We start from the raw sequence: 24,286 nt of genomic DNA on the forward strand, positions 1-24,286 counted from the left end.
CTGGCGAGGGCTTGTCAGCGGTACCTCGGTAGGTTGTCGGGGCTGTCGGTCCCGTGCCAGGGCTGGTCAGTCAGGCGGGGTAGCTCTCCTCGGCTCTGCCCGGGCAGGCCGGGACCGCCGGTGTCCAGCCTCGGTGCACGATGGTTGCCCGGTACCGGGCCGCCGGCCCGGAAGTGCCGGGCGTTGGGTGCCCCGGTGGACGGATCGCGTTGTCTCGGTAGGTTCTCCGACGTCGGGCCGGGACCGAGGTGTCGAGCCGTGATGGCGGTCCGCAGCTCGGTGACCTCCACCATGCAGGCCTTCAGCCGCTCATTCAACTCGTCGATCTCCTGGCGCAGCGCCCGTGCGGTAGTCGGATCGTCGAGCGTCCCGGTGCCCACCGCGACCTCCGGGCGGTCTCCGGTCGGCGGCTTCTCGCCGCGGGCCAGCTCGTACAGCTCGGCGAAGTGCGCCAGCCGCTGCTGTTGGAGCTCCTCCGGTACCGCGTGCTTCACCACCAGCATCACCGTCTGCCAGGGCGGTCCCTTGCTCTCGGCGGTGAAGTGCCGCGACAGCTTCTTGCGCAGCATGCGGGACTGCTTTCTGGCTCGGCTGGCCCGGTCGGGATCGGACGTCGGCGGGTGGATCCGGTCCGCCAGCCTCTGCCAGGTGTCGACCTGCCCGATCTCGGCCTCCACGGCTTCGCGGACCGCCAGCGTGTACGCCGCGACGTCGGGGTTGTGATAGCGCTGCGCGTATTGCGCTTCGAGCTTCGATCGTGAGACGAGTCGGCGTCTGCGGGTACGTTCCTCTGCTTCGTTTGTCATCTCGTTCCTTTCACGCCGGTGGTCTCGGTCCGTGCAATGGGCTGGTCATGTAGGTCCTTCCAAGAGCTCACATGACTCGGACCAGTATTTGTACCGCCTCCGATCAACAGCGCGGGTCTTGCGGGCTGTGTCGCCAGTCAGATTTTGGCCGGGTCGCTGGCCGGGGCGGAGCCCTTGTGTCGGAGGCGTTCCGGCTTGGTCCTTGGTGGACTTCCGCTGCTCCGTCGGTTTGGCCGGGGTGGCCGGTCGAGAACCCGGTCAGAAGATCGTTCGGTCCGTCGGATCGCGTCGTTGTCGTAGTCGATGGGAGGCAACCCCATTGTTTGTTGATCGCGGGATCAGTCGTGGAAGTTCCACGGAATGACAATCCCGCGACAATTGTCAACTGACGCTGGAGAGGAAGGCAGATGAACGGTAATTCGGTTCGACCGCCGAACACGGGAGGACGTATCGTCCGAACTCTGCGGAAGATGTCGCTCGGCGCCGATGGTGTTGCGGTGCTGACCCTGTGCGTGGGTCGGGAGGACGCCGCCGCGTGCGCCGGCGCCCTCTCGACCGCACTCCGATGCGCTGCGGAGCTCTTGGAAGGACCGTCGCAGCGCTGACCACCGGAGGCGTCCAGACGGTGGGGTCGAGCCGATGGCTGGCCCCGCCGTCCCGCCGGCACCAACGTAGCCACCCGACCGCCCGCAGTTCCATGCCGCCGCCGGTGATGGCATCCTTCTGGCCTGATTCATCCGCCGAAGGGTGGTCCGGTGGTGGCTGGACGGCCCACCTCGGCGGAGAGCCATCGCACAACGTGTCCGTACCGTCCTCGACGCTGGCGGTTATTCGGGCCGATGTCGCTACCGTTGCCCCACCAGGGCAGACAGTGAGGTGACCCCATGGCGGAACTGCCAAACTCCGTGTCGATCCGTGAAGTCGGGCCGCGGGACGGTTTGCAGAACGAGGAGCCCATCCCCGCCGACGCCAAGGTGCGGCTGCTCGACGCGCTCTCCGCCACCGGCGTACGCCGGATCGAGGCGGTGTCGTTCGTGCACCCCAGGGCGATTCCGCAGATGGCCGACGCCGACGAGGTGTGGCGGCGGGCGGCGAAGGTCGACGGGGTGCGGTATTCGGCGCTGGTGCCGAACACAAGGGGCGCCCAGCGGGCCCTGGCGGCCGGCTTCACCGAGATCGAGGTGGTGGTGTCGGCCAGCGACACGCACAACCGCCGCAACGTCAACCGCTCGACCGACGAGTCGCTTGACGACATCGCCGAGCTGATCGACCTCCTGCACGGCGCGTCCGCGCGGGTCGAGGTGATCGTGGCGACCAGCTTCGGGTGCCCGTACGAGGGGGACGTCGACCCGCGCCGTGTCGCCGGCATCGTCGACCGGGTCGTCCGCGACGGCGCGGACCGGGTGGCTTTCGGCGACACGACCGGCATGGGCACGCCGCGTCGGGTCCGTGAGCTGCTGACCGCGGTACGCGACCGCAACGCGCACGTGCCGGTGCTGCTGCACTTCCACAACACCCGGGGTACGGCGCTGGCCAACCTGCTGACCGCGCTGGAGCTGGGCGTGACCGAGTTTGACGCGAGCGTCGGCGGTCTGGGTGGCTGCCCCTACGCGCCGGGTGCGAGTGGCAATCTGGCGACGGAGGAGGCGGTGCACATGCTGCACGACATGGGCATCGACACCGGCATCGACCTGGATGCCCTGATCGAGGTGGCCGAGTTGGCCGAGGAACTCCTCGGCAAGACGCTGCCGTCCGGGGTGCTGCGGGCCGGTCCACGTACGCGACTGACGCCGATGCCGAGCTGAGGACACGCGGAAGGGGCCGGCGAGCTGCCGGCCCCTTCGTGGTACGCGGGTTCGGTCAGCCCACCGTGGTGAGCGCCGACGGCCAGCTGTCGCGGAAGATGTCCGCGCTGCGGTCGGTGCTGCTCTCGGTGGCGATGCGGGTGCCGGCGAAGAGGTTGCTGACCCGGTTCGCCTCGGCGCTGCTCGGGTACGGGTTGGTGCAGCTCGTGCCGGCGCTGCCGCCGGACATCAGGATCGAGCAGTTGCCGTTGTAGTTGTCCGGCAGGCCGAGGATGTGCCCGATCTCGTGGGTCATGATCCGCAGCGGGCTGTACTGCGCCGCCTGCTGCGTGTCGATGTAGACCCGGCCGTTGCCGAGGCTGGTCCGCACGGCGTACGAACCGCCGCCGGTGATCTGGTAGATCCGCAGGTTGGAGCCGCAGTTCGCGGAGAGCGTCAGGTTGACGGTGGCGTTGTTCCAGATCGAGGCGGCCTGGTTGGCGGTGCCCGCGTAGGCGCCTGCCTGGCTGGTGTTGTAGCAGATGGTCATCGCGGCGGACGCGGGCGCGGGGTTGGCGACCGTGACGCCGAGCGTGGCACCTGCCGTCGCGACCAACGCGACGGCGAGCCGACTGAGTCGTGAGGTCATCGCTGACTCCTATCCGAGAGGGGGTGACAGGAGCCTATCCACAGAGATTAATAGATTTCAATGTTTCGTTCGAAGGAGCGTCGGTGCGGCATGGGTCGCCGGAGGGTGCGTGGATGCGATAGCCTAACGATCGTTCAGGTCAGCACGGGCGAGGGAGTCGGCGTGACGCTCGACGGTGAGGCGCTGGAACAACTGCGCAAGCGGGCCCGGTCCGGCGGCGCGGACAAGTACCACGCGGCCAACGAGGCCAAGGGCAAGCTCTTCGCCCGCGAACGCGTCACGCTCCTCGTCGACGAGGGCTCCTTCGTCGAGGACGGCCTCTACGCCAACGCGCTCGCCGACGGCCTGCCGGCCGACGGCGTGGTCACCGGCACCGCCACGATCGACGGCCGACAGGTCTGCCTGATGGCCAACGACTCCACCGTGAAGGCCGGCAGTTGGGGCGCCCGTACCGTCGAGAAGATCATCCGGATCATCGAGCGGGCCTACGGGGCCGGCGTCCCGATGGTCTACCTGGTCGACTCGGCCGGCGCCCGGATCACGGACCAGGTCGACCTCTTCCCCGGTCGCCGTGGGGCCGGCAAGATCTTCTGGAACCAGGTCCGCGCCTCCGGCTCGATCCCGCAGGTCTGCGCGCTGTTCGGCCCGAGCGCCGCCGGAGGGGCGTACATCCCGGCGTTCTGCGACGTGGTGGCGATGGTCGACGGCAACGCCAGCATGTATCTCGGCTCCGACCGGATGGTCGAGATGGTCACCGGGGAGAAGACCACCCTGGAGGCGATGGGCGGGGCCAAGGTGCACACCGCCGAGTCCGGCGTCGGGCACTTCCTCTGCAAGACCGAGGCCGACGCGCTCGACGTGGTGAAGACCTACCTGTCGTACCTGCCGGCGAACTGGACCCAGGCGCCGCCGACCGCGCCGGCGGTCGCCGCGCCCGCGAAGGCCGACCTGGCCGCGCTGGTGCCGGCCAGCGAGCGGCAGGCGTTCGACATGCGACGGTACGTCAAGGGCCTGCTCGACGAGGGTTCCTTCTTCGAGATCCAGGCACTGTGGGCCAGGGAGCTGACCATCGGCTTCGGTCGCCTCGACGGCCAGGTCGTCGGCGTGGTCGGCAACAACTCGATGTTCAAGGGCGGGGTGCTCTTCGTCGACTCGGCCGACAAGGCCACCCGGTTCGTGCAGCTCTGCGACGCGTTCAACGTGCCCCTGCTCTTCCTCAGCGACGTTCCCGGATTCATGGTCGGCAGCGCGGTGGAGAAGCAGGGCATCATCCGGCACGGCGCCAAGATGATCACCGCGATCTCCGAGGCGACCGTGCCGAAGATCTGCGTGGTCGTCCGCAAGGCGTACGGCGCGGGCCTGTACGCGATGGCCGGTCCCGGCTTCGAGCCGGACGCGACGATCGCGCTGCCCACCGCCAAGATCGCGGTGATGGGCGCCGAGGCCGCCGTGAACGCCGTCTACGCCAACAAGATCGCGGCGATCGAGGACGCGGACGAGCGGGCCGCCTTCGTGGCCGCCAAGCGAGCCGAGTACGAGCAGGACATCGACGTCGTCCGGCTCGCCAGCGAGCTGGTGGTGGACGCCATCGTCGAACCGCACGACCTGCGCGACGAGTTGGTCCGCCGGTTCGCGGCGGCCCGCACCAAGGACCGCACCTTCTCCCGGCGACGGCACGGCGTCACCCCCGTCTGACCCGCAAGGAAGGGCCCCTACTTAACGCCTGACGTATAGGAGGGAGCCCTTCCCAACGCTTCAGCCGCTTCCGCGTCACGAGCGCCGGGCGGCCCGCCCCAGTAGGAGGATCGAGATGGACTTCCGGCTCACCGACGAACAAGCGGCGCTGCGGGAGAGCGTGCGGGACTTCGCCCGCGAGGTGGTCGCCCCGGTGATCGCCGAGCACTACGAGCGGCACACCTTCCCGTACGAGGTGATCCGGCAGATGGGCAAGATGGGCCTGTTCGGCCTGCCCTTCGACGAGGAGCACGGCGGGATGGGCGGCGACTACTTCGCGCTGTGCCTGGCCCTGGAGGAGTTGGCCCGGGTCGACTCCAGCGTGGCCATCACGTTGGAGGCGGCCGTCTCGCTCGGCGCGATGCCGATCTACCGCTTCGGCACCGAGGAGCAGAAGGCCACCTGGCTGCCCCGGCTGCTCAGCGGGGAGGCCCTGGCCGGCTTCGGCCTCACCGAGCCGGGCACGGGTTCCGACGCCGGCGGCACCCAGACGCGGGCCGTGCTGGACGGCGACGAGTGGGTGATCAACGGCGCGAAGGCGTTCATCACCAACTCGGGCACCGACATCACGGCCATGGTGACCGTCACGGCGGTGACCGGCACCAACCCGGACGGCTCCAAGGAGTTGTCGACGATCATCGTGCCCACCGGCACGCCCGGATTCACGGTGGCTCCGGGTTACTCCAAGGTCGGTTGGACCGCCTCGGACACCCACGAGCTGACCTTCGACGACTGCCGGGTGCCGGCGGCCAACCTGCTCGGTGCGCGCGGCCGGGGCTTCGCGCAGTTTCTGCGGATCCTCGACGAGGGCCGGATCGCCATCGCCGCGTTGGCTGTCGGCCTCGCCCAGGGCTGCGTCGACGAGTCCATCAGGTACGCCAAGGAGCGGCACGCCTTCGGCCGGCCGATCGGCGACAACCAGGCCGTCCAGTTCAAGATCGCGGACATGGAGCTGAAGGCGCACACCGCCCGCCTGGCCTACTACGACGCCGCCGCCCGGATGCTGGCCGGCGAGCCGTTCAAGCGGCAGGCCGCCATCGCGAAGCTGCACGCGAGCACGATCGCGGTGGACAACGCCCGGGAGGCCACCCAGATCCACGGCGGCTACGGATTCATGAACGAGTACCCGGTCGCCCGGTTCTGGCGGGACTCCAAGATCCTGGAGATCGGCGAGGGCACCAGCGAGGTGCAACGCATGATCATCGCCCGCGATCTGGGTCTCTGACCCCGCCGTAGGGCGCCGGCTACCGATCACCGTCGATCAACCGGTCGGGCTGTCGGATTATCGGCGACCGGACGTCGGCAGGACGACGTTCGACTGCCGATGGTCGGAGGCGAACCGTACTCTTCGTGCCCATGACTCCGGATCATGGGTGGTCGCGGAGCCCGGCCGGTCGTACCGGGCTGCCGGAGCTGCTCCGTGCGCACCGGCGCGCCGCCGGTCTGACCCAGGCGGAACTGGCGTCCCGTGCCCGAGTCGGTGTGCGGACGGTGCGGGATCTGGAGCGTGGCCGGTCGGTCCGGCCACAGCGCACGACCGTCGATCTGCTCGCCACGGCGTTGGGGTTGACCGGTGCCGTCCGGGCGGCATTCCTGGCCACGGCCCGCGGCCCCGTCGGCGGAGAGCCGCCGTCGGATGTCGGCCCGGGCACGGTCGGCGTCGCGTCGGCGGAAGCCACCCGAGCCGACGCGCCGGTCGCCCTCCCGCCGCCGGTCGCCCTGATCGGACGCGATCGCGATGTCACCGAGTTGGCCGCGATGCTGACCGCAGAACACGGACCACGGCTGATCAGCCTCGTCGGCCTGGCCGGTGTCGGCAAGACCGCGCTCGCGCTCGCCGTGGCCCACGCGGCGGCACGGGCGCATCCGGGCGGTGTGGCCGGCGTGCTGGTCGGCGAGGGCTCGGACGGGCCGGACGTCCTCGCGGCCTCGATGAGCGTCCTCGGCGCCGCCCGGTTACCGGAACTGGTCGCCCGCCTCGCCGGCCGGCGGGCGCTGCTGGTCATGGACGCCGTCGAGCGCGCCCCCGGCCCGGTGGCCGAGACACTGCACCGGTTGGGCACCGTACTGCCGTCGCTGCGGGTGCTGGTCACCGGCCGGCATCCGGTCGGGCTACCCGGCGAACGGGTCTGGCCGGTCGCCCCGCTCGAGGTGCCGCCGCCGGACGGCGAACAATCCGGTCCCGCCACGCTCGTCTCGTGGCCAGCGGTCGCGCTGTTCATCGCACGGCTCGCCCAGGTCCGTCGGGAACCGCCCGGCCCCGACGAGCTACCGGCACTGGCCGCCCTGGTCCGCCGGCTGGGTGGCCTGCCGCTGGCCATCGAGCTGATGGCCGCCCGTGGCCGGCTGCTCGACCTCACCGAACTGCTCGACCGGTACGGCGACCGCGTGCTCGACCTGACCACCTCGACCGAGGAGACCCGTGCCCGGTGGGACGGGCCGGAGTCCGCCGCCCGCCGTCCGTACGCCACCGATGCCACCCGGGCGTCGGTGGCGGTGACCCTGCGGGACGCGGTGGCGACCAGCTACCGCCTGCTCGCGCCGCACGAGCGCGACGCGCTGCGGCGACTCGCCATGTTCGGCAACCGGTGGTCGGTGGAGATGGCCGAGGAGATGCTCGCCGACGAGGCCGACCGGGACGGGACCGTCGCCATCGATCCGGTCCCGGTGCTGGACCGCCTGATCGAGCTGGGCCTGCTGAGCGTTCGCGGCACCGGGCCGTTCCGGTTCCGCCTGCTCGACGCGGTCCGTGACTTCGCCGTGGAGCAGGCGGTCGGCGGCGGTGAGCTGACCTGCGTACGGCGTCGGCACGCGGAGGTGACCGCCCGCCTCGTGGCGCGGACCGCCGCCGACCTGGCCGGCCCACGGATGCTCGACGCGGTGCACCGGCTCGACCAGCTGAGCAGCGATATCAGCTCCGCGCTCGCCCACGCGGCCACCGATGACCCCCTGACCGCGCTCCGGCTCGCCGCCTGCCTCCCCCGCTGGTGGCGCTTCCGGGGCCGGGACGTCGCCGGGCGGCAGTGGCTGCGACGTCTGCTGGCCGACCCGCGAACCGCCGACGCGGATCCGATCCTGCGCGGCTGGGCCAGCCTCGGGATGGCCCGGCTCGCGGCCGAACACGGTGCCGAGGCAGAGGAGTTGCCCACGGCACGCGCCGCGTTGGAGATCTTCCGACAGTCCGGCGACGTGACCGGCGAGTTGGAGGCGCGCGGGGTGCTTGGTGCTCTGCTGACCACCGTCGGCGGACACGACGAGGCGCGGGAACAGGCCGAGGCGGTGCTCCGGCTCGCCGCCCGCAACGGTCGTACGCGTGATCTGGCGGTCGCGCAGAACAGCCTGGCGTGGCACGAGATCCGCGTCGGCGACCTGGCGGCGGCACGCCGGCGGCTGGCCGCCGTGGACCGGCTCGCGGCCGAGGGGGGTGAGCAGCGGTTGCGCGTACTGGCCTGGGCCAACCGGGCCGAGGTGTCCCGCCTGGAGGGCCGGTACGCCGATGCCGTCGACCAGGGGCGGCGTGCGGTGGCGGCGCTGTTCGAGCTGGGCGATCCGGGACATCGCCGTCGGGTGCTCGGCACGGTCGGTCTGGCGCTCGCTCAGGACGGCCGTGCCGCCGAGGCGACCGAGCTGCTCACCGAGCTGCGCGCCGGCGGCGCCGAGGCGACCGTCGCCGTGCCGGGGCGGCAGTGGATGGAGCGGGTCGGACTTCCGCGACCACGGTCGGACGACACCGTGTTGTCGTGGAGCGGACCGGAGGCGGGGATCTGCGCGCTGATCGAGGGGAACCTGGCGCTGCACCGGGGTGATCGGGAGTTGGCGGCCGAGTGGTTCGCGGCCGCCGCCGAGGCCGGTCACGATCGCCGGGACGTGGTGGAGGCGCTGGTGGGCCTCGCCGCGAGCACCGGAGATCCGACGGTCCTCGATCGCCTGGACCAGGTCTGCGAGGACACCGGGATCCGACTGCTGCCGCAGGAGTCCGGGCTGCTCTACGCGCTGATCGCAGCGCGGGGCGGAGCCACCGAACGGTGAGCGGCGGCCGGTCGGCGGACCGCCGGATGGAGAGTGGCGCGGGCGAAGAGCCCCCTTGGTGCTACCCCTCGCTGTTCGCCCGCGCCGTCACCCCCCGGTGATTCCCCGGTGGGCGAAAGCCTGCCACCGTTGCCGGGGAAGAAGGTATTTTTCAAGAGGTTTGTCCGGACTCTGGGGCCAGTTCTGCCGGTCTTTCTGCCGGTACCGCCCGGACGCCCCTCTTGCGGGTCGACGGTCAGGTCGGGTCGCAGTCGTCGGCCGTCTCCTGCTCGGTACTACCGGCGGTCGCGCCAGGATGGACCGCGTCCCGCACCCGCCGCAGGCCGTCGAGCAGTGCCGCCAGGGCCTCGGGTTCGAGCTGGCCGGTGAACCACTGTTCGATGATCCGCAGGTGCCCGGGCAGCGTCTCGTCGAGCCGTTGCATTCCGGACGCGGTGACCACCGCGTACGAGCTGCGGCGGTCGTTCGGGCATGCTCGACGGGTGAGCAGTCCGTCGCGTTCCATCCGGTCCACCACCCGGGTCACCCCGCTGGTGGACAGTGAGGTCTGTGCGGCGAGGTCGGTCATCCGTAGCTGGTTGCCGGGCGAGCGGGCCAGTCGGGTGATCACCTCGAACTCGACCTGGGAGAGGCCGTGCTCCTCGAGTTGGGCGGCGAACCGGGCGGAGAGCCCGGCGTGGGCCTCGTACAGGAGGCCAACCGCGGTGATCCGGGGGTCGTCGAACACGTTGGTCACTCGTTAACCCTACCAGTCCTTGACACGGGGAATGTTGTTGCGGTTATATTTGCTGAAGCAGTCGTTGGACTACTAAACGATCCTCTGGAGGACACCAGCCATGACCAGCAGCATCGACGCGGTTACCCGCGACTGGGACGGTCTCACCATCCCGGCGGCCGGCACCTACGTGCTGGACGCGGCGCACAAGCGGGTCGGCTTCGTCGCCCGGCACATGATGGTGAGCAAGGTCCGCGGTGAGTTCAACGAGGCGACCGCCACCATCACCGTCGCCGAGGACCCGCTGCAGTCCTCGGTCGTCGCGACCATCCAGGCCGCCAGCATCGACACCACCCAGGACGACCGGGACGCGCACCTGCGCAGCCCCGAGTTCCTCGACGCGGAGCAGTTCCCGACCCTGGAGTTCCGCAGTACCGGCGTCAAGTCCCGCAAGGGCAACGAGTTCGTGCTGGACGGTGAGCTGACCGTCAAGGGCGTCACCCGTCCGGTCGAGCTGGAGGTCGAGTTCGAGGGCGTGGGTCGCAGCCCGTTCGGCCAGGACATCTTCGGCTTCTCCGCGAGCACCGAGATCGACCGCGAAGAGTTCGGTCTGACCTGGAACGTCGCCCTGGAGACCGGCGGCGTGCTGGTCGGCAAGAAGATCAAGATCGAGATCGAGGGCGAGGCCGTCCGCCAGGCCTGATCCCACGGATCACCCGTACACCGGGCCCGCGCCGCACGTCGGCGCGGGCCCGGTGTCGTCCGTGCCGAGCGCGTGTGAATTGTCACGACTTGGTCTTGCCTCCGTGGGGTCCGACGTGCCAGCGACGGGGTAGAGATGGCGCCACGAGCGAATCCATCCGGCCGGCGTCGGATCACCCGTCGTCGGCCTCTGGCCCCGGCCAGGCGAGCGCTCTTACCGTTGATGGTTCACAATGCGCTTCCGGGACGGCAGAATCCCGACCGCGCCGGTTGTCGGGAGGACACATGGGCAGGGACGTCTCGCAGGGCGCCTTCACCCGGGAGGACCGCGTCCGCTACCGGCAGAAGGTCCGGCGGTGCCTCGACGTCTTCGCGCTGATGCTCGACGACTTCGGGTTCGACGCCGACCGGCCGATGACCGGCCTCGAGATCGAGCTGAACCTGGTCGACTCGGCGGCCGAGCCGGCGATGCGCAACGAGGAGATCCTCGCCGAGATCGCCGATCCGCTCTTCCAGACCGAGCTGGGGCAGTTCAACCTGGAATTGAACGCCGAGCCCCGGCTGATCGAGGGCGCCGGTTTCGCCGACTACGAGCACGACCTACGCAGCGCCCTCTCCCGGGCCGACGAGCGCGCCGCCAGGTCCGACGCGAAGATCGTCCTGGTCGGCATCCTGCCCACGCTCACCGAGGGGCACCTGGTCGAGGACAACCTCTCCACCAACGAGCGCTACCGGGTCCTCAACGACCAGATCGTCGGCGCCCGGGGCGAGGCCATCGAACTCGACATCCGTGGCGTCGAGCAGTTGCGGACGCACACCGACTCGATCGCCCCCGAGGCGGCCTGCACGAGTCTCCAGTTCCACCTCCAGGTCGCGCCGGACAGCTTCGCCGACTACTGGAACGCGTCCCAGGCCATCGCCGGAGTGCAGGTGGCGGTGGGGGCGAACTCGCCCTTCCTCTACGGCCGTCAACTCTGGGCCGAGACCCGGATCGCCCTGTTCAAGCAGGCCACCGACACTCGTCCGGAAGAACTCAAGGCCCAGGGCGTACGCCCCCGGGTCTGGTTCGGCGAGCGGTGGATCACCTCGATCTTCGACTTGTTCGAGGAGAACGTCCGGTACTTCCCACCACTGCTGCCGATCTGCGAGGACGAGGACCCAGTGGAGGTGCTGCACGCCGGCGGGGTGCCCCAACTGAGCGAGCTGCGGCTGCACAATGGCACGGTCTACCGCTGGAACCGCCCGGTCTACGACATCATGAACGGCCGTCCGCACCTGCGGGTGGAGAACCGGGTGCTGCCCGCTGGTCCCACCGTGGTGGACATGCTGGCCAACGCGGCCTTCTACTTCGGACTGGTGCGTGGTCTGGCCGAGGCCGACCGACCGATCTGGAGTCAGCTCACCTTCTCCTCGGCCGAGGAGAACTTCCACTCGGCGGCCCGCCGTGGTCTGGACGCCGTGCTGCACTGGCCCGGGGTCGGTGACGTGCCGGTCACCAAGCTCGTACTCGATCAGTTGTTGCCCGTCGCCGCAACAGGACTGGACGGCTTCGGCGTCGCGCCGGCGCAACGGGACCGGCTGCTCGGCATCATCGAGCAGCGCTGCCGTACCGGTCGCAACGGCTCCGTCTGGCAGACCGAGGCGGTCTGGGCGGCGGAGCACCACCACGGCATGGACCGGCCGGCAGCCCTGCACCACATGGTCAAGCGCTACGCGGAGCTCCAACGCACCAACGAACCAGTCCACACCTGGCCCGTCCACTAACCACCCCACCCCACCCCCCTAAGGGCCTCGCACCCTGCCTCGTTGATCAAGAAGTTCGCGTCAGGAATCGCGCCGCTGATGACGCAAACCTCTTGATCAACAGGTGGGTAGCGGTGGGGTCAGGTGGTGGGGCGGCGGGGTGGGCGGGCTCGGGACGCGGTTGGGGCGTCGGTTGAGGGTGCGGCGGCGTCGGTTGGGAGCGTGGCGTCGGGGTTGGGGCGGGGGACCGGGACGCGGGGTGAGGTCGTGGTCGCCTCGGTTGGCTGGTCCTCGCGCGGACTTGTCGGTGCCGACGGAGTCCTGCCGCGTCGGGTTGCTGTGCCGGCTGCGGCGTCGGTTACCGAGCGGGCGCGGCGTCCGGGTCGCCCGGCGTCCGCCACGCCCTCTCTCGTGGGCGTCGTCCGATCGGTCGGGAGCCCTCCGGCCCGGGTGAAGTCCGCCGGAGAGGTCGACGTCGAGCTGGGTGAGCCGGCTGGAGGGGCCGACGCCGGTTCGCGGGGGCCGGTCGAAGCGGTCGACGTCGGGTCGGACACGTCACCCGACTCGGGGTTCGCCGACGCACCCGCCGATGCCGCGCCCGGACCGGCGGCCGGGACGGTCGGTCGGCGGTCGGCGGCGCGTTGGTGACCGGCCCTCTCGGCGAGTCGGGCGACAAGTATCGAGCCGCCGACACCGGCGATCACCGCGTACGGGGCGATGAGCTGGGTCGAGAACTGTGCCGGGCCGGGGCCGCCCACCTCGGCACGGTGGTCAGGTAGGCGAGCGCGACGAGCAGCGGGCCGGCCGCACCGGAGGCCGCCGCGCCCACCCGGTGTCCGCCCGGACGCGCGGCGCCGCGGGCGGCGAGGGCGCCGATCAGAAGCGCGGGTACGAGCGCCAGCAGCGCCCCGGGCCAGTAGATCTGGCCTCCGATCCAGTACCGCCCGTGGTCCGGGTCGAGCTGCCAGGTGCCGAGTTGGGCGCCGGTCAGCCCGCGTCCGACGCGTACACCGTCGATGACCGAGACCACGGCGAGCAGCCACAGCCAGGCGGCCGTCGCGGTGATGTTCACCGCGACCGTGCGGGAGCGCAGCGCCCAGAGCGCGACGAGGACGCCGATCAGGATTCCCAGCGCCGCGTGCAGGGCCGCGACCCGCTGCGGTGTGCCGGTGTCGGCGCCCGCGGCGACCCGGGCCGGTACGGCGACCAGCAGTACGGTGACCAGTCCACCGAGCCCGGCACCGAGCGCCAGGGACAGCCGGCGGAGCAGACCGGGATGCTCGACGGGCACCGGTTCGGCCCGATCGACGACCGGCCGATCCTGCGGATCGACGACCGGCCGATCCTGCGGATCGACGACCGGCCGATCCTGCGCTACGTCGGCGCCCTCGGCCCGGTCCGGTTGGCCCGGTGTGAGCGCCGGCGACTGCGGCCGGTCAGCCTCGTCCGCCCGTGGGGCGCCGGTCGTCGGCGTGGGTGCCGCGCGCTGGTGCAGTCGCTGCGCGCAGACGGCTCCCAGCACGGTGGAGCTGGCGGCGAGCCAGGTGGCCCAGGCGAGGCCGTCGGCCCAGGCCGTGCCGTTGGCGCCGGCCTCGGTGGGCGTCCAGGTGATGACGCCGAGCCCATAGCCGAAGCCCAGTTGCGCGGCGCCCGCGCCGGCAGCGACCCCGACCGCCGTCGCGATCGATACTCCCCAGCCCCGTCTGGCCATGCCGGGCAGCGTAACGTCCCGTCGTCGGCGCGGCGAGTCGCAGCGACCCGCCGGTACGGACCGTCGGCGAAACGTGGTGGGCGGCGAACGGTACGGTCGCCGGTGATGAGGCGGTGGACGGTATGACGGACGCGAACACGGGTCGGCAGGAATCCTCCGGCGGCCGGGACGGCGGTGACGGCCGCCGAGCTGGCGTGCTGCTCGGTGGCGGACTGGTCGCGGTGCTCCTCGCCGTGGTCGGCGCGACCGGCGGTTGGCTGCTGGCCGGCGAGGACGACGAGTCACCGGCGACCCCGCAGGCGGTCGCCACCACGGCGGGTACACCGACCGGGGAGGCCACCTCGTCTCGGCCGACCACCGGTCGGACCACCCCGTCCGCTCCCCGCACGACCGCCTCCGCGACGAAGGGGACCGGGCTGACCGTACCCCCGGTGGTCGGGAGCGACTTCCTCCAGGCGCGCGAGATGCTGCGCAAACAGCGGTTGGGTTGGCGGCTGGTCTTCGGCAGCGGCACCGGACGCACGGTGGACAGCGCCTCGCCGGCGGTGGGCACCCCGGTGACCCGGGGCACCACGGTTCAACTGCAGATCGCCGGGCCAGCGCCCGCCGCCGAAGTGCCGGACGTGGTCGGCGACGACTGCGCCAAGGCAGCGGACGAGTTGGTCGAAGAGGGGCTCTACCCGAGTTACCGCAGCGGGCGCAGCGGAAAGGTCAGTCGGCAGGAACCGGCCGAGGACGGTCCGGCCCGCTGGAACGACGAGGTCAGCATCTGGTGCGGCGCAGCGGCCCCACCGAGCCAGCCGACCGCGAAGCCCACTCCCTGACCCGACCTGCCTGCCGAGCGGCTCCGACCCGCCGGCGGCACGCGGTTCGTGCCACCGATACCGGCCGATGTCGACCCGGGCGGTTAGGTTGACGTTGAGGGCCAGGGCGCGCCCGCCCGGTTCGGGAAGGGACGTGCGATGAGCGACGACCGCCAGGAGCCGCCCGCCGGGACACCGGACGACGACCGCACGCGCCCTCTGCCGCCCACCGGCGGCGACCGCCCACAACCGACCGCGTCGCCCGACGAGACGATGCCTATCGACCGGGTCGCCTCCGGCGGTGGCGCTTCGGCGGACGAGACGATGCCCATCGACCGGGTCGCCTCCGGCGGTGGCGCGTCGCCGGACGAGACGATGCCCATCGACCGGACCGCGTCTGCGTCTGCGTCTGACCGGACGGCGCGGATGCCGGCGGAGCGCTCGACGCCACCGTCGTGGTCGGGGCGGGCCGAGGTGCGGGCACCTCGACCGGCCGAGCCGTCCGCGGACTGGTACTCGGAGGAGCAGGGCGGCCGTCGGTGGTGGCTGCCGATCCTCTGGGGCGTACTCGCGTTGTTGTTCGCCGCCCTGCTCGGTGCGGCCCTGTGGGTGGTGTTGAGCGCGCGGGAGGACGACCCCGACGACCCGGCCACGCCGTCCGTCCCCCCGACCAGCGTCACCGCCGCGCCGAGCAGCAGCGCGCCGACCTCCGCGGCGCCCACCAGCGCGACGCCGAGCAGCCCGGCGGCCACCACTGAGGAGGCGCAGATACCGGTGCCGCCGCTGACCGGTCTCCCGCAGTCCACCGCCGAAGGACTGCTGGAGCGACTGGGCGTGAGCTACCGCGTGGTGTACCGCCCGTCCGAGCTGCCACCGGGCACGGTGGTGCGGACCGATCCGGAGGCCGGCACCCTGGTGCCGACCGACCGGGAGGTGCTGGTGGTGATCTCCCAGGACCGGCCGTCGCCGAGCGGCAGCTCGACCAGCCCGAGTCCGACGGCGACGGCCACGCCGTGACCGGTCCTCACCACCTGCGTCGACGGGTTCCGACGAGGCCGAGGCCGGCGAGCGAGATGGTGAGGCCGAATACGCCGGACCAGAAGAGCGACCGGCGTACGTCCGTGCTGTGGTGACCGCCCGACGTCGGCTCGGCGAGTCCCTGCTGGCCGTCGGCCTGACCGCCAGCGCCGGAACCGGTGGCCGGGCCGGTCGCGTCGTCCGCCCCGGCGTACCCGTCGGAGGTGTCGGCGCCGATCCAGCCGTACTCGTCGACGGGTGGATCGGAGCCGGCCACGGTGATCTCCGGCGCCGGTACCGGAACGGCCAGCCGGGTGGACGACGACGCCGGATCGTGGACCAGGACCACGACCATGGTCAGGGCCCCGAGGAGGGCGAGCAGTCCGAGAGCGTAGGTGATACTCCAGCGGTGGTGCCGCCGCACGGCGGGCTGATTGACCATGACCATCCCAGGCTCAGGGTCCTGGACGTGCGGGTGGAACGGTGCCGGGGTGGGCGTACCGATTCTATGGCGACGGCACGCCTACCCGCGGCGGATCGCGCTGGTCAGCCGACTCTGACCGGCGTACGGGTGACCGGTCGCCGGGTCCGTACGGTGTGCGGGCGGGGCACTGGCGCGGCCTGCACCTGTTGCAGCCCTTCCCGCTGTACGAAGATCGACCGGCGGTTGACGGCGTCGCCGGCGGCGTTGAGCTCGTAGCCGTCGAGCCAGAGCCAACCGTCGTAGGTCGGCCAGTCGAGCACCCGGATCACCCGGAACATGATCGGCCTGAGGAACTGGACACTCGCCGCGCGAGTCACGTGCAGAACGTCACCGGAGCGGGGAAGCACATGGGCTCCTGGGGAGGGTAAGCCGGCGGGCATGCCGGCGGTGACTGGTCTGGGATGTCTCGGCCCGGTTGCGGGATCGCGCCTCGTGGACCGTCTGGTGCTGGTGGTGGTCGGGCCGTACCCGCTGGTGGCGTGCCGCCACCCGACCATCACCTGACTGCTGCCGGGAACCGCGCCCACCGCCGCAGTCAGCTGGCTTGCAGCGGTGGGGTCATTACCCCGGTGCAGGTCCGGGTGTCGCTGGCCGGGCCCGCGCTCCGTTCGGCTGCCCGGAGTCGGTGGGTTCACCACTCCCGGAGAGCGGACCGAAACGCTGAGTGATCCGAGCCATACGGACAGAGTGCATCAGCGACGTGCTTCATGCAAGTTGCACGTCGACTTTTGCCGATACGTGAGTTCGCCACGCAAAGCGGCGCTTGAAGCGATCCGCGTGTGGGCGGCACACTGAGGGCCGGTTTCGCCCGTCGCGGCCGGCCGATGACCGGCACCACCCCTCGTCGCGAACGCTCGCCGGCCGACGGTCGCGCCCCCGGCGAGCGGCAACCAGTGGGCGCGTCGACCGGAGGTAGCCCGAGAGTGGGGTCGAGCAACCAGTGGCGAGGGCCAGAAGTGCCGAGGCCGCGCGATGAGTGAACGGCGCAGCCCGACGATCAGACGGCGACGGCTCGGTGCCGAGCTGCGCCGGCAGCGGGAGTCGGCGGGGATCACCATCGAGGTGGTGGCCGAGCAGTTGGAGTGCTCGGCGTCCAAGGTCTCCCGGATCGAGACGGGCCACACCACGGCCACCCCGCGCGACGTGCGGGACATGCTGCGGATCTACGGCGTCGTGGGGGCCGAGAGCGACGAACTCGTGCAGATTGCCCGGGAGGCCCGGCAGAAGGGCTGGTGGCACCCGTACAGCACGGTGCTGGTCGGGGCGTACGTCGGCCTGGAGGCGGCGGCCAGCTCCATCCGGGCGTACGAACAGCAGGTCGTCCCCGGCCTGTTGGAGACCGAGGAGTACGCCGGGGCGATGATCCGCGCCGCCCGTCCGGACTTCACCGCCGATCAGGTACATCAAAGGGTGCGTGTCCGTCTGGGCCGTCAGTCGTTGTTGACCCAGGACGATCCGGTCGATCTGTGGGTGGTGCTCGATGAGGCGGTGGTAAGTCGGCCGGTGGGCGGGGACGAGGTGATGCGCGGCCAACTCAGGCGGTTGGTCGAGGTGGCCGAGTTGCCGAACGTGACGCTCCAGATCCTCCCCTTCGAGGTGGGTGCGCACGCCGGCATGGACGGCACCTTCACGATCCTCAGCTTCCCTGAGCCCGGTGATCCGGATGTTGTGTACGCGGAGAACGCCACGGGTGGGCTTTTCCTCGAGAAGAGCGACGAACTGCAGAAGTACAGCTTCATCTTCGATCACATCCGCGCTGCGGCCATTCGTCCGGAGGAGTCCGTCGCACACATCGCAAAACTGGCAGAGGAGCCGAAATGGCGACCAAGAGGTTCCCCGTGGACCTGACGCAGGCGACGTGGTTCAAGAGCTCGAAGAGCGGGCCCAACTGCGACAACTGCGTGGAAGTGGCGTACGTGACCGGTGCGGTCGGCGTCCGGGATTCGAAGGACAAGGCCGGTCCGGCCCTGGTCTTCGCTCCCGGCGACTGGCGTGCCTTCGTTGCCGGAGCCAGGGGTGGTGTGTTGGGCTCGGCCTGACCGAGTGGTCGATGAACGTCCCCGTCCGGTCCTCGACCGGGCGGGGACGTTCCGTGTCCGCGCTCCTCGCGGCCGGCACGGCGAGGTTCCGCCGGGATTCCCGTCGCCACAGCGGGCCCGCCTCGTTGAACCCGTCGGTACGGCGTTGGTCGATGGCCCCGCCGTACCGACCGCAACCGAGCGAGGTAGGCGAGACGGATGACGATCGGTTCAGAGAACCTCACCAACGGTCCGGGTAAGCCGGAGCGGTTCGGTGGCAAGTACCGCGGGGCGCGTCGGGACACCGTACTGACCGAGGTGGTCTCGACCGACCAGGAGTTGAACGGGCGGGACGCGTCGGCCCCGGACGCCGGGGACGCGCCGCTCTCACTGCCGTCGCTGGACCCGAACCCGCTGGTCGAACCGTCGTTCCCGCCGACCGGCTGGCCGATGGAGCCCACCGGTTCGCTGGCCGACCATCCGCTGCTGCGGGGCCTGCTGCTGGAACTGCCGCCGAAGGGCAGCGTGCCGCCGCCCGGCTGGCTGGACCGCTGGTTCGAGGCGACCCGGGCGATCCTGGAGCTCCTATACGTGCAGGGGGCCGGCCGCTCGCGCTGACCGTGTGGCGGCGGCGGTGGGCTGCGCCCGCTCGATGAGCCGGCTGTGCCGAAGCGCGTGCCGGACCCCGATGGCCGCCACCGCCAGTGCGCCGACGGTGATCGCCGGGCCGGTGATCCCGGGCTCGGCGCCGAGGTCCGTGCCGGCTGCCGCGATCAGCGCCGGAAGTGTCGCCAGGGCGGTGACCTGCAACGGAATGCCGACGAGCGGGTGGGCTGCGGCGGCCCGCAGCCCGTGCGGGGCGGGTGTGCCGGGTGCGCTGTCGAACGCGCCGGCCCCGGCCCGCAGCCGGCGGATTCGGCGTATGGAGCAGACGGCCACCACGAGCGCCGGGCCGGTGGCGAGGGCGAGCCCGGCGGCGGCACGATCGATCGGCGCGGCGCCGGCGCTCAACAGGCCGCCGACGGCCACCGCCGCGATCAGCGCGAGGCCGACCAGCGCGAGCGCCAGCAACCATCCGGTACGCCGACGAAGCGCACGCGCATCGCGCAGCCGGGGCAGTCGGTCGGCCAGGACCCCGGCGGCCAGCCAGACGGCGGCGACCGGCAACAGGATGGTGAGCTGACTCTCCATGTCGGAGAGTCTTTCCCGTTCATCGGCGCGGCGAATCCGGGCCGGACCCCCGTTGGCCCCGGAGGTCGGGCCCGTAGGGGCATCCCATCCAGGTGATGGACATTTCGACATGTGTATCTGTCGGTCCGGCGGACCTACTCTCAGCGAAATCGGCAAGCGTCGATTGAAAGTGCCGGTGGTCGCGCTTCACCGCCGGTTGGAGGGAGGTAGGGAGATGGGTCTTCCACGCAGGTCCGCACTGGTCGGGGTGGCCACCGCGACCGTGCTGGCCGTCGGTGCCCCGGCTCTGGCCGCCGAGCCGGTGGGCGTCGTACGGGAGGCGGGCGGAGCCACCGCCGTGCCGGACAGCTACATCGTCGTCCTCAAGGACGGCACGGTGGCGCCCAACCAGGTCGGCGACACCGCGCAACGGCTGACCGGCCGGCACGGCGGAAAGGTCGCCCGCACCTACGGCACCGCGCTGCGGGGCTTCGAGGTCACCGTCAGCGCGACGGCAGCGGCACGGATCGCCGCCGACCCGGCTGTCGCGTACGTCGAGCAGAACCACACCGTGTCCATCTCCGGAACGCAGGCCAACCCGCCCTCCTGGGGCCTCGACCGCATCGACCAGCGCAACCTGCCGCTGGACAGCTCCTACACGTACCCGAACACGGCGAGCAACGTGCACGCCTACATCATCGACACCGGCATCCGCTTCTCCCACAACGACTTCGGCGGCCGGGCCACCTCCGGCTACGACGCCGTGGACGGAGGGTCGGCCGACGACTGCAACGGGCACGGCACGCACGTCGCCGGCACTGTGGGCGGCTCGACGTACGGGGTCGCGAAGGGCGTCCAGCTCGTCGGCGTACGCGTGCTGAACTGCTCCGGCAGCGGCACCAACGCCGGGGTGATCGCCGGCGTCGACTGGGTCACCCAGAACGCGATCAAGCCGGCCGTGGCGAACATGAGCCTCGGCGGCGGGGCGAACAGCTCGCTGGACACCGCCGTCCGCAACTCGATCGCCTCCGGTGTGACGTACGGCCTCGCGGCCGGCAACGACAACGGCGCGAACGCCTGCAACACCTCGCCGGCGCGTACCACGGAGGCGATCACGGTCGGGTCGACGACCAGCTCGGACGCCCGCTCGTCGTTCTCCAACATCGGCACCTGCCTGGACATCTTCGCGCCCGGCTCGTCGATCACCTCGGCCTGGTACACCAGTAACACCGCGACCAACACGATCAGCGGCACCTCGATGGCCACGCCGCACGTCGTCGGAGCGGCGGCCCTGGTGGCGAGCGCCAACCCGAGCTGGACCCCGGCTCAGGTACGCAACCAGCTGGTGTCCAACGCCACCCCGAACGTGATCAGCAATGTCGGCTCGGGCTCACCGAACCTGCTGCTCTACGTGGGCAGCGGCGGCACCACGCCGCCGCCCACCGGCTGCACCGGCACCAACGGCACCGACGTCTCGATCCCGGACGCCGGCGCGGCGGTGACCAGCTCGGTCACCATCTCCGGCTGTGGGCGCAACGCCTCCTCGGCCTCCACGGTGGCGGTGAACATCGTGCATACCTTCCGCGGTGACCTGGTCATCGACCTGCTCGCCCCGGACGGCAGCTCGTACCGGCTGAAGAACAGCAGCACCTCGGACAGCGCCGACAACGTGAACGCCACGTACTCGGTCAACCTGTCCGGCGAGGCGGCGGACGGCACCTGGCGGCTCCAGGTGCGCGACACCTACTCGGCGGACACCGGCTACATCAACAGCTGGACCCTGACCGTCTGACCTGTTCCCCAGGGACGAGGCCCCATCCGGAGGATCCCGGTGGGGCCTCGTGTCGTCCTAGACCGCGAAGGTCGCCGGCCGCTCGGTCGCCGGGGCCGGCGGGCGCGCCTTCCACAGGCCGGTCTTCTGGCCGGCGAGCCGAGCCAGATACGCGGGGTTGAGGATCACGTAGCGACGCCACAGCCGCTTCGGCTCCAGCCCGAGCCGCCAGAACCACTCCAGGCCGGCGCGCTGCATCCACGGCGGAGGCTGGCGCAGCAGGCCGGCGTGGTAGTCGAACGCGGCGCCGACCGCCATCATCGGCATGTCCAGCAGCGGGCGCATGGCGTACGTGAAGACCTCCTGGCGCGGGCAGCCGAGCCCGACCAGGACCAGCCGGGCACCGCTGGACCGGATCCGGTCGGCGATCTCGGCGTCCTCGCCCGGCTGGACCGCGCGGAACTTCGACGGCTCCACCCCGGCGATCTTCAGGGCCGGGAACATCCGCTCCAACGCCGGGATGAGCTTCGCCAGCGTCTCCTCGGTCGAGCCGTACAGGTAGACGGGCAGCCCCTCGTCGGCGAACCGGGAGAGCACGTGCAGCGTCAGCGTCGGCCCGTAGACCCGGTCGGTGAGCCCAGCGCCGTGCAGCAGGTTGAGCGCCCAGCGCACCGGCTGCCCGTCCGGGGTGACCACGTCGAAGGAGTTCAACCGGGCGTTGTGCGCCGGATCGAGAACCCCGGTCATCACGCCGTGCACGGCCAGCGCCGTCAGCGCGAGAGGCCGCCGCTCGTGCGCCGCGGTCACCACCGCGTCGGTCGCCGAGGCGTAGTCGGTGGCGTCGACGAGGACGCCGAGCACGTTGCGCTTGGTCTGGGGAGTCATGGCTGCGGCACCCACTTGTCCACGTTCGCCTCGTAGATCTCCCGCAGGATCATCGGCACGTCGTACGTGATCTTCCAGTCCGGGTACTGCGCCTCGAACCGGGCCATGCTGCTCACGTACCACTGGTGGTCGCCGGTGCGGTTCTGCTCGACGTAGTTGATCCGCGCCTCACGGCCGGTGATCTCCTGGGCGATCGCGAACGCCTCGATGTGGGAGGTGTTGGAGTGCCGGCCGCCACCGAGGTTGTAGACCTCGGCCGAGCGGGGCGCCCGGAAGAACGCCTCGAACGCGGTCAGCACGTCGTGCGAGTGGATCGCGTCGCGGACCATCTTGCCCTTGTAGCCGAACAGGTTGTACGTCCGACCCTCCATGACGCAGCGCATCAGGTACGCCAGGAATCCGTGCAGCTCGGCGGCCGAGTGGGCCGGGCCGGTCAGGGTGCCGCCCCGGAAACAGGCGGTCTTCATGTCGAAGTAGCGGCCGTACTCCTGCACCATCACGTCCGCGGCCACCTTCGAGGCGCCGAAGACCGAGTGCAGCGAGTGGTCGATCGACATCTCCTCGGTGATGCCCTCGTACCAGCGGTGGTCCTCGGGCAGCTCGTACCGGGTCTCCAGTTCGAGCAGCGGCAGGCTGTTGGGCCGGTCGCCGTACACCTTGTTGGTCGAGCAGTGGATGAACGCCGCGTCGATCGCGTGCTGGCGGGTGTTCTCCAGCATGTTGAGCGTGCCACCGGCGTTCACGTCGAAGTCCGTGTACGGCTCCTTGGCCGCCCAGTCGTGGCTGGGCTGGGCAGCGCTGTGGATCACCACGGCGATGTCCGAGCCGTACTTCTTGAACACCTGCTCCAGGCCGTCCCGGTCCCGGATGTCCACGGCGTAGTGGGTGTAGGCACTACCGAGGTCGCGGCCGAGCCGCTCCAGGCTCCACGAGGTGGAGCCGTCCTCTCCGAAGAAGTACCGGCGCATGTCGTTGTCGATGCCGACGACGTCCAGACCGAGGCCGGCGAAGTGCCGGACGGCCTCGGAGCCGATCAGACCGCCCGACCCGGTCACCAACGCGACACTCACACGCCACTCCTGGTCCATCGGAGGCAGAAACCATCGGAGCATAGCGTGACGTCCGGCACGCCCCGATATGACGGAAGGGCCCCGCATCAAGCGGAGCCCTCGCCTTTTGGTGGGGATGGGGGGAGTTGAACCCCCACGCCCTTTCGGGCACACGGACCTGAACCGTGCGCGTCTGCCATTCCGCCACATCCCCGTGGCACGACCCGGGACACACTAGCCGCCCCGAACCCGCTGTCTCCAACAGGCCCCGGGAATACTACGCTGTCCCAGACGCTCGCCACGAGCGGTTACCGTTCGTGGCGGACGAAAGATTAGCACGGCGGTCCCGGTCCTTCCGAACGGGCCGGGAGCAGGCGGCCGAGCGGCGTGTGAGCTGCGCGCGCGCCGGCCGGATACCATCATGTCCTCGGGACCCGAGGAGGAGCCGGTGAGCGTGCTGCAACGCTTCGAGAAGCGTCTGGAAGGCCTGGTCGAAGGGGCTTTCGCCAAGGTCTTCAAAGGGGTGGTCCACCCCGTGGAGATCCTCAACGCCATGCAGCGGGAGGCCGAGGCGCACAAGGCGATCCTGGCCGGTGGGCGCACGTTGGTGCCCAACCGCTACGTGATCGATCTCTCGCCGTTCGACCACAGTCGTCTGGCGCCGTACGCCGCCGCACTGGCCCAGGAGCTGGCCCAGTCGCAGGCGGAGTTCATCGGCGAGCAGGCCTGGACGGTCTACGGCGACGTGATCGTGGAGATCGAGCGGGGCGAGGGCCTGGACACGGGAATGTTCCGCGTCACCGCCGAGGTCTACACCGGTGGCGAGGTCGCCCCGGTGTCGGCGCCCGGCTACGACGCCGGTCCGCCCGCCTACCCCGCGTACGACCAGGGTGGCGGCTACGGCCCGCCGCCCGGGCACGGTGGCGGTCGCAACGTGCGGCTGGTCTCCGGTGACGGACGCACCTACCCCCTCCAGATGGGGTCGACGGTGATCGGTCGCGGCGACCAGGCGAACCTGCGCCTGCCCGACGTCGGTATCTCCCGGCGACACGCCCGACTGGATTTCGACGGCGGCCAGGTTGTGCTGACCGATCTGGGTTCCACCAACGGCACCATGGTCAACGGGCAGCGGGTCTCCGCCGTCGCGCTGAACCCCGGTGACATGGTCCAGCTCGGCACCACGACGCTGACCTTCCGCGTGGACGGCTGAGCCGCC

Annotated in this window: 22 protein-coding genes and 1 tRNA gene; 13 read left to right on the forward strand and 10 right to left on the reverse strand. The window is 70.9% G+C overall.

Annotation, left to right across the window (positions count from 1 at the left end; all coding sequences use genetic code 11):
- Positions 1 to 14: 14 nt before the first annotated feature.
- Complete coding sequence (locus ACQP0N_RS00245; RefSeq protein ID WP_433116622.1) at positions 15 to 806, reverse strand: hypothetical protein; 792 nt, start codon at positions 804 to 806, stop codon at positions 15 to 17.
- An 884-nt stretch (positions 807 to 1,690) separates the two neighbouring features.
- Between ACQP0N_RS00245 and ACQP0N_RS00250 the strand changes: the two genes are divergently transcribed.
- Positions 1,691 to 2,611 (forward strand): hydroxymethylglutaryl-CoA lyase, encoded by a 921-nt coding sequence (locus ACQP0N_RS00250; protein ID WP_357129384.1) that lies wholly within the window; start codon positions 1,691 to 1,693, stop codon positions 2,609 to 2,611.
- 55 nt (positions 2,612 to 2,666) lie between these two features.
- On the opposite strand, the gene ACQP0N_RS00255 is transcribed toward ACQP0N_RS00250, so the two are convergent.
- Entirely contained in the window at positions 2,667 to 3,239 is a 573-nt protein-coding gene (locus ACQP0N_RS00255) for a snapalysin family zinc-dependent metalloprotease (protein ID WP_433116624.1), read from the reverse strand.
- A gap of 162 nt (positions 3,240 to 3,401) precedes the next feature.
- Here ACQP0N_RS00255 and ACQP0N_RS00260 point away from each other — a divergent pair, with 162 nt between their 5' ends.
- The 3 genes from ACQP0N_RS00260 (at position 3,402) to ACQP0N_RS00270 (ending at position 9,002) form a co-directional block, all read left to right on the forward strand.
- Positions 3,402 to 4,934: an acyl-CoA carboxylase subunit beta gene (locus tag ACQP0N_RS00260; protein WP_433116626.1), complete on the forward strand. Its 1,533-nt coding sequence runs from the start codon at positions 3,402 to 3,404 to the stop codon at positions 4,932 to 4,934.
- Positions 4,935 to 5,049: 115 nt separating this feature from the next.
- Positions 5,050 to 6,198, forward strand: coding sequence for an acyl-CoA dehydrogenase family protein (locus ACQP0N_RS00265; RefSeq protein ID WP_355048533.1), 1,149 nt, complete (start codon positions 5,050 to 5,052; stop codon positions 6,196 to 6,198).
- A 131-nt stretch (positions 6,199 to 6,329) separates the two neighbouring features.
- Positions 6,330 to 9,002 (forward strand): ATP-binding protein, encoded by a 2,673-nt coding sequence (locus tag ACQP0N_RS00270; RefSeq protein ID WP_433116628.1) that lies wholly within the window; start codon positions 6,330 to 6,332, stop codon positions 9,000 to 9,002.
- Between the two features lie 235 nt (positions 9,003 to 9,237).
- Here ACQP0N_RS00270 and ACQP0N_RS00275 read toward each other — a convergent pair whose 3' ends face one another.
- Positions 9,238 to 9,738, reverse strand: coding sequence for a MarR family winged helix-turn-helix transcriptional regulator (locus ACQP0N_RS00275; protein ID WP_355048531.1), 501 nt, complete (start codon positions 9,736 to 9,738; stop codon positions 9,238 to 9,240).
- Between the two features lie 100 nt (positions 9,739 to 9,838).
- Between ACQP0N_RS00275 and ACQP0N_RS00280 the strand changes: the two genes are divergently transcribed.
- Together ACQP0N_RS00280 and ACQP0N_RS00285 are read left to right on the forward strand one after the other, a co-directional pair.
- Complete coding sequence (locus ACQP0N_RS00280) at positions 9,839 to 10,420, forward strand: YceI family protein (protein WP_355048530.1); 582 nt, start codon at positions 9,839 to 9,841, stop codon at positions 10,418 to 10,420.
- Positions 10,421 to 10,704: 284 nt separating this feature from the next.
- Positions 10,705 to 12,183 (forward strand): glutamate--cysteine ligase, encoded by a 1,479-nt coding sequence (locus ACQP0N_RS00285; RefSeq protein WP_433116631.1) that lies wholly within the window; start codon positions 10,705 to 10,707, stop codon positions 12,181 to 12,183.
- 679 nt (positions 12,184 to 12,862) lie between these two features.
- Here the strand turns inward: ACQP0N_RS00285 and ACQP0N_RS00290 are convergent.
- The gene (locus tag ACQP0N_RS00290) at positions 12,863 to 13,873 is read right to left on the reverse strand and encodes a hypothetical protein (protein WP_433116633.1); all 1,011 of its coding nucleotides are present in this window, start codon (positions 13,871 to 13,873) and stop codon (positions 12,863 to 12,865) included.
- A 122-nt stretch (positions 13,874 to 13,995) separates the two neighbouring features.
- Between ACQP0N_RS00290 and ACQP0N_RS00295 the strand changes: the two genes are divergently transcribed.
- Positions 13,996 to 14,697 (forward strand): PASTA domain-containing protein, encoded by a 702-nt coding sequence (locus ACQP0N_RS00295; protein ID WP_433116635.1) that lies wholly within the window; start codon positions 13,996 to 13,998, stop codon positions 14,695 to 14,697.
- Positions 14,698 to 14,835: 138 nt separating this feature from the next.
- Positions 14,836 to 15,693 (forward strand): PASTA domain-containing protein, encoded by an 858-nt coding sequence (locus ACQP0N_RS00300; RefSeq protein ID WP_433116637.1) that lies wholly within the window; start codon positions 14,836 to 14,838, stop codon positions 15,691 to 15,693.
- 7 nt (positions 15,694 to 15,700) lie between these two features.
- Here ACQP0N_RS00300 and ACQP0N_RS00305 read toward each other — a convergent pair whose 3' ends face one another.
- Both ACQP0N_RS00305 and ACQP0N_RS00310 read right to left on the reverse strand, forming a co-directional pair.
- Complete coding sequence (locus ACQP0N_RS00305; protein ID WP_433116639.1) at positions 15,701 to 16,141, reverse strand: hypothetical protein; 441 nt, start codon at positions 16,139 to 16,141, stop codon at positions 15,701 to 15,703.
- A gap of 98 nt (positions 16,142 to 16,239) precedes the next feature.
- Complete coding sequence (locus ACQP0N_RS00310) at positions 16,240 to 16,524, reverse strand: hypothetical protein (RefSeq protein WP_355048524.1); 285 nt, start codon at positions 16,522 to 16,524, stop codon at positions 16,240 to 16,242.
- 625 nt (positions 16,525 to 17,149) lie between these two features.
- On the opposite strand from ACQP0N_RS00310, the gene ACQP0N_RS00315 reads away from it, so the two are divergent.
- The 3 genes from ACQP0N_RS00315 (at position 17,150) to ACQP0N_RS00325 (ending at position 18,813) form a co-directional block, all read left to right on the forward strand.
- A complete protein-coding gene (locus ACQP0N_RS00315) occupies positions 17,150 to 18,025 on the forward strand; it encodes a helix-turn-helix domain-containing protein (protein WP_234584497.1) in 876 nt (291 codons plus the stop codon).
- Positions 17,995 to 18,216 (forward strand): DUF397 domain-containing protein, encoded by a 222-nt coding sequence (locus tag ACQP0N_RS00320; protein WP_355048523.1) that lies wholly within the window; start codon positions 17,995 to 17,997, stop codon positions 18,214 to 18,216. The genes ACQP0N_RS00315 and ACQP0N_RS00320 overlap by 31 nt, the downstream gene beginning before the upstream one ends.
- Before the next feature lie 198 nt (positions 18,217 to 18,414).
- Complete coding sequence (locus tag ACQP0N_RS00325) at positions 18,415 to 18,813, forward strand: hypothetical protein (protein ID WP_433116642.1); 399 nt, start codon at positions 18,415 to 18,417, stop codon at positions 18,811 to 18,813.
- On the opposite strand, the gene ACQP0N_RS00330 is transcribed toward ACQP0N_RS00325, so the two are convergent.
- On the reverse strand, positions 18,781 to 19,386 hold the full coding sequence (locus ACQP0N_RS00330) for a hypothetical protein (RefSeq protein WP_433116643.1): 606 nt from the start codon (positions 19,384 to 19,386) through the stop codon (positions 18,781 to 18,783). The two genes, ACQP0N_RS00325 and ACQP0N_RS00330, sit on opposite strands and share 33 nt — an antisense overlap.
- A 214-nt stretch (positions 19,387 to 19,600) precedes the next feature.
- On the opposite strand from ACQP0N_RS00330, the gene ACQP0N_RS00335 reads away from it, so the two are divergent.
- Positions 19,601 to 21,157 carry a S8 family peptidase gene (locus ACQP0N_RS00335; RefSeq protein WP_433116645.1) on the forward strand — a complete coding sequence of 519 codons (1,557 nt, stop codon included), beginning with the start codon at positions 19,601 to 19,603 and terminating at the stop codon, positions 21,155 to 21,157.
- A 57-nt stretch (positions 21,158 to 21,214) separates the two neighbouring features.
- On the opposite strand, the gene ACQP0N_RS00340 is transcribed toward ACQP0N_RS00335, so the two are convergent.
- From ACQP0N_RS00340 to ACQP0N_RS00350, 3 genes are all read right to left on the reverse strand, one after another.
- Complete coding sequence (locus ACQP0N_RS00340) at positions 21,215 to 22,021, reverse strand: WecB/TagA/CpsF family glycosyltransferase (protein WP_355048519.1); 807 nt, start codon at positions 22,019 to 22,021, stop codon at positions 21,215 to 21,217.
- Entirely contained in the window at positions 22,018 to 23,133 is a 1,116-nt protein-coding gene (locus ACQP0N_RS00345; protein WP_433116648.1) for an NAD-dependent epimerase/dehydratase family protein, read from the reverse strand. Before ACQP0N_RS00345 ends, ACQP0N_RS00340 begins: the two co-directional genes overlap by 4 nt.
- Before the next feature lie 65 nt (positions 23,134 to 23,198).
- Positions 23,199 to 23,284, reverse strand: a tRNA-Leu gene (locus tag ACQP0N_RS00350).
- 207 nt (positions 23,285 to 23,491) lie between these two features.
- Between ACQP0N_RS00350 and ACQP0N_RS00355 the strand changes: the two genes are divergently transcribed.
- Positions 23,492 to 24,280, forward strand: a complete 789-nt coding sequence (locus ACQP0N_RS00355) for an FhaA domain-containing protein (RefSeq protein WP_007454122.1) — start codon at positions 23,492 to 23,494, stop codon at positions 24,278 to 24,280.
- Positions 24,281 to 24,286: the final 6 nt, after the last annotated feature.

The organism is Micromonospora sp. CA-246542 (assembly GCF_050942905.1).
Lineage (GTDB): Bacteria > Actinomycetota > Actinomycetes > Mycobacteriales > Micromonosporaceae > Micromonospora.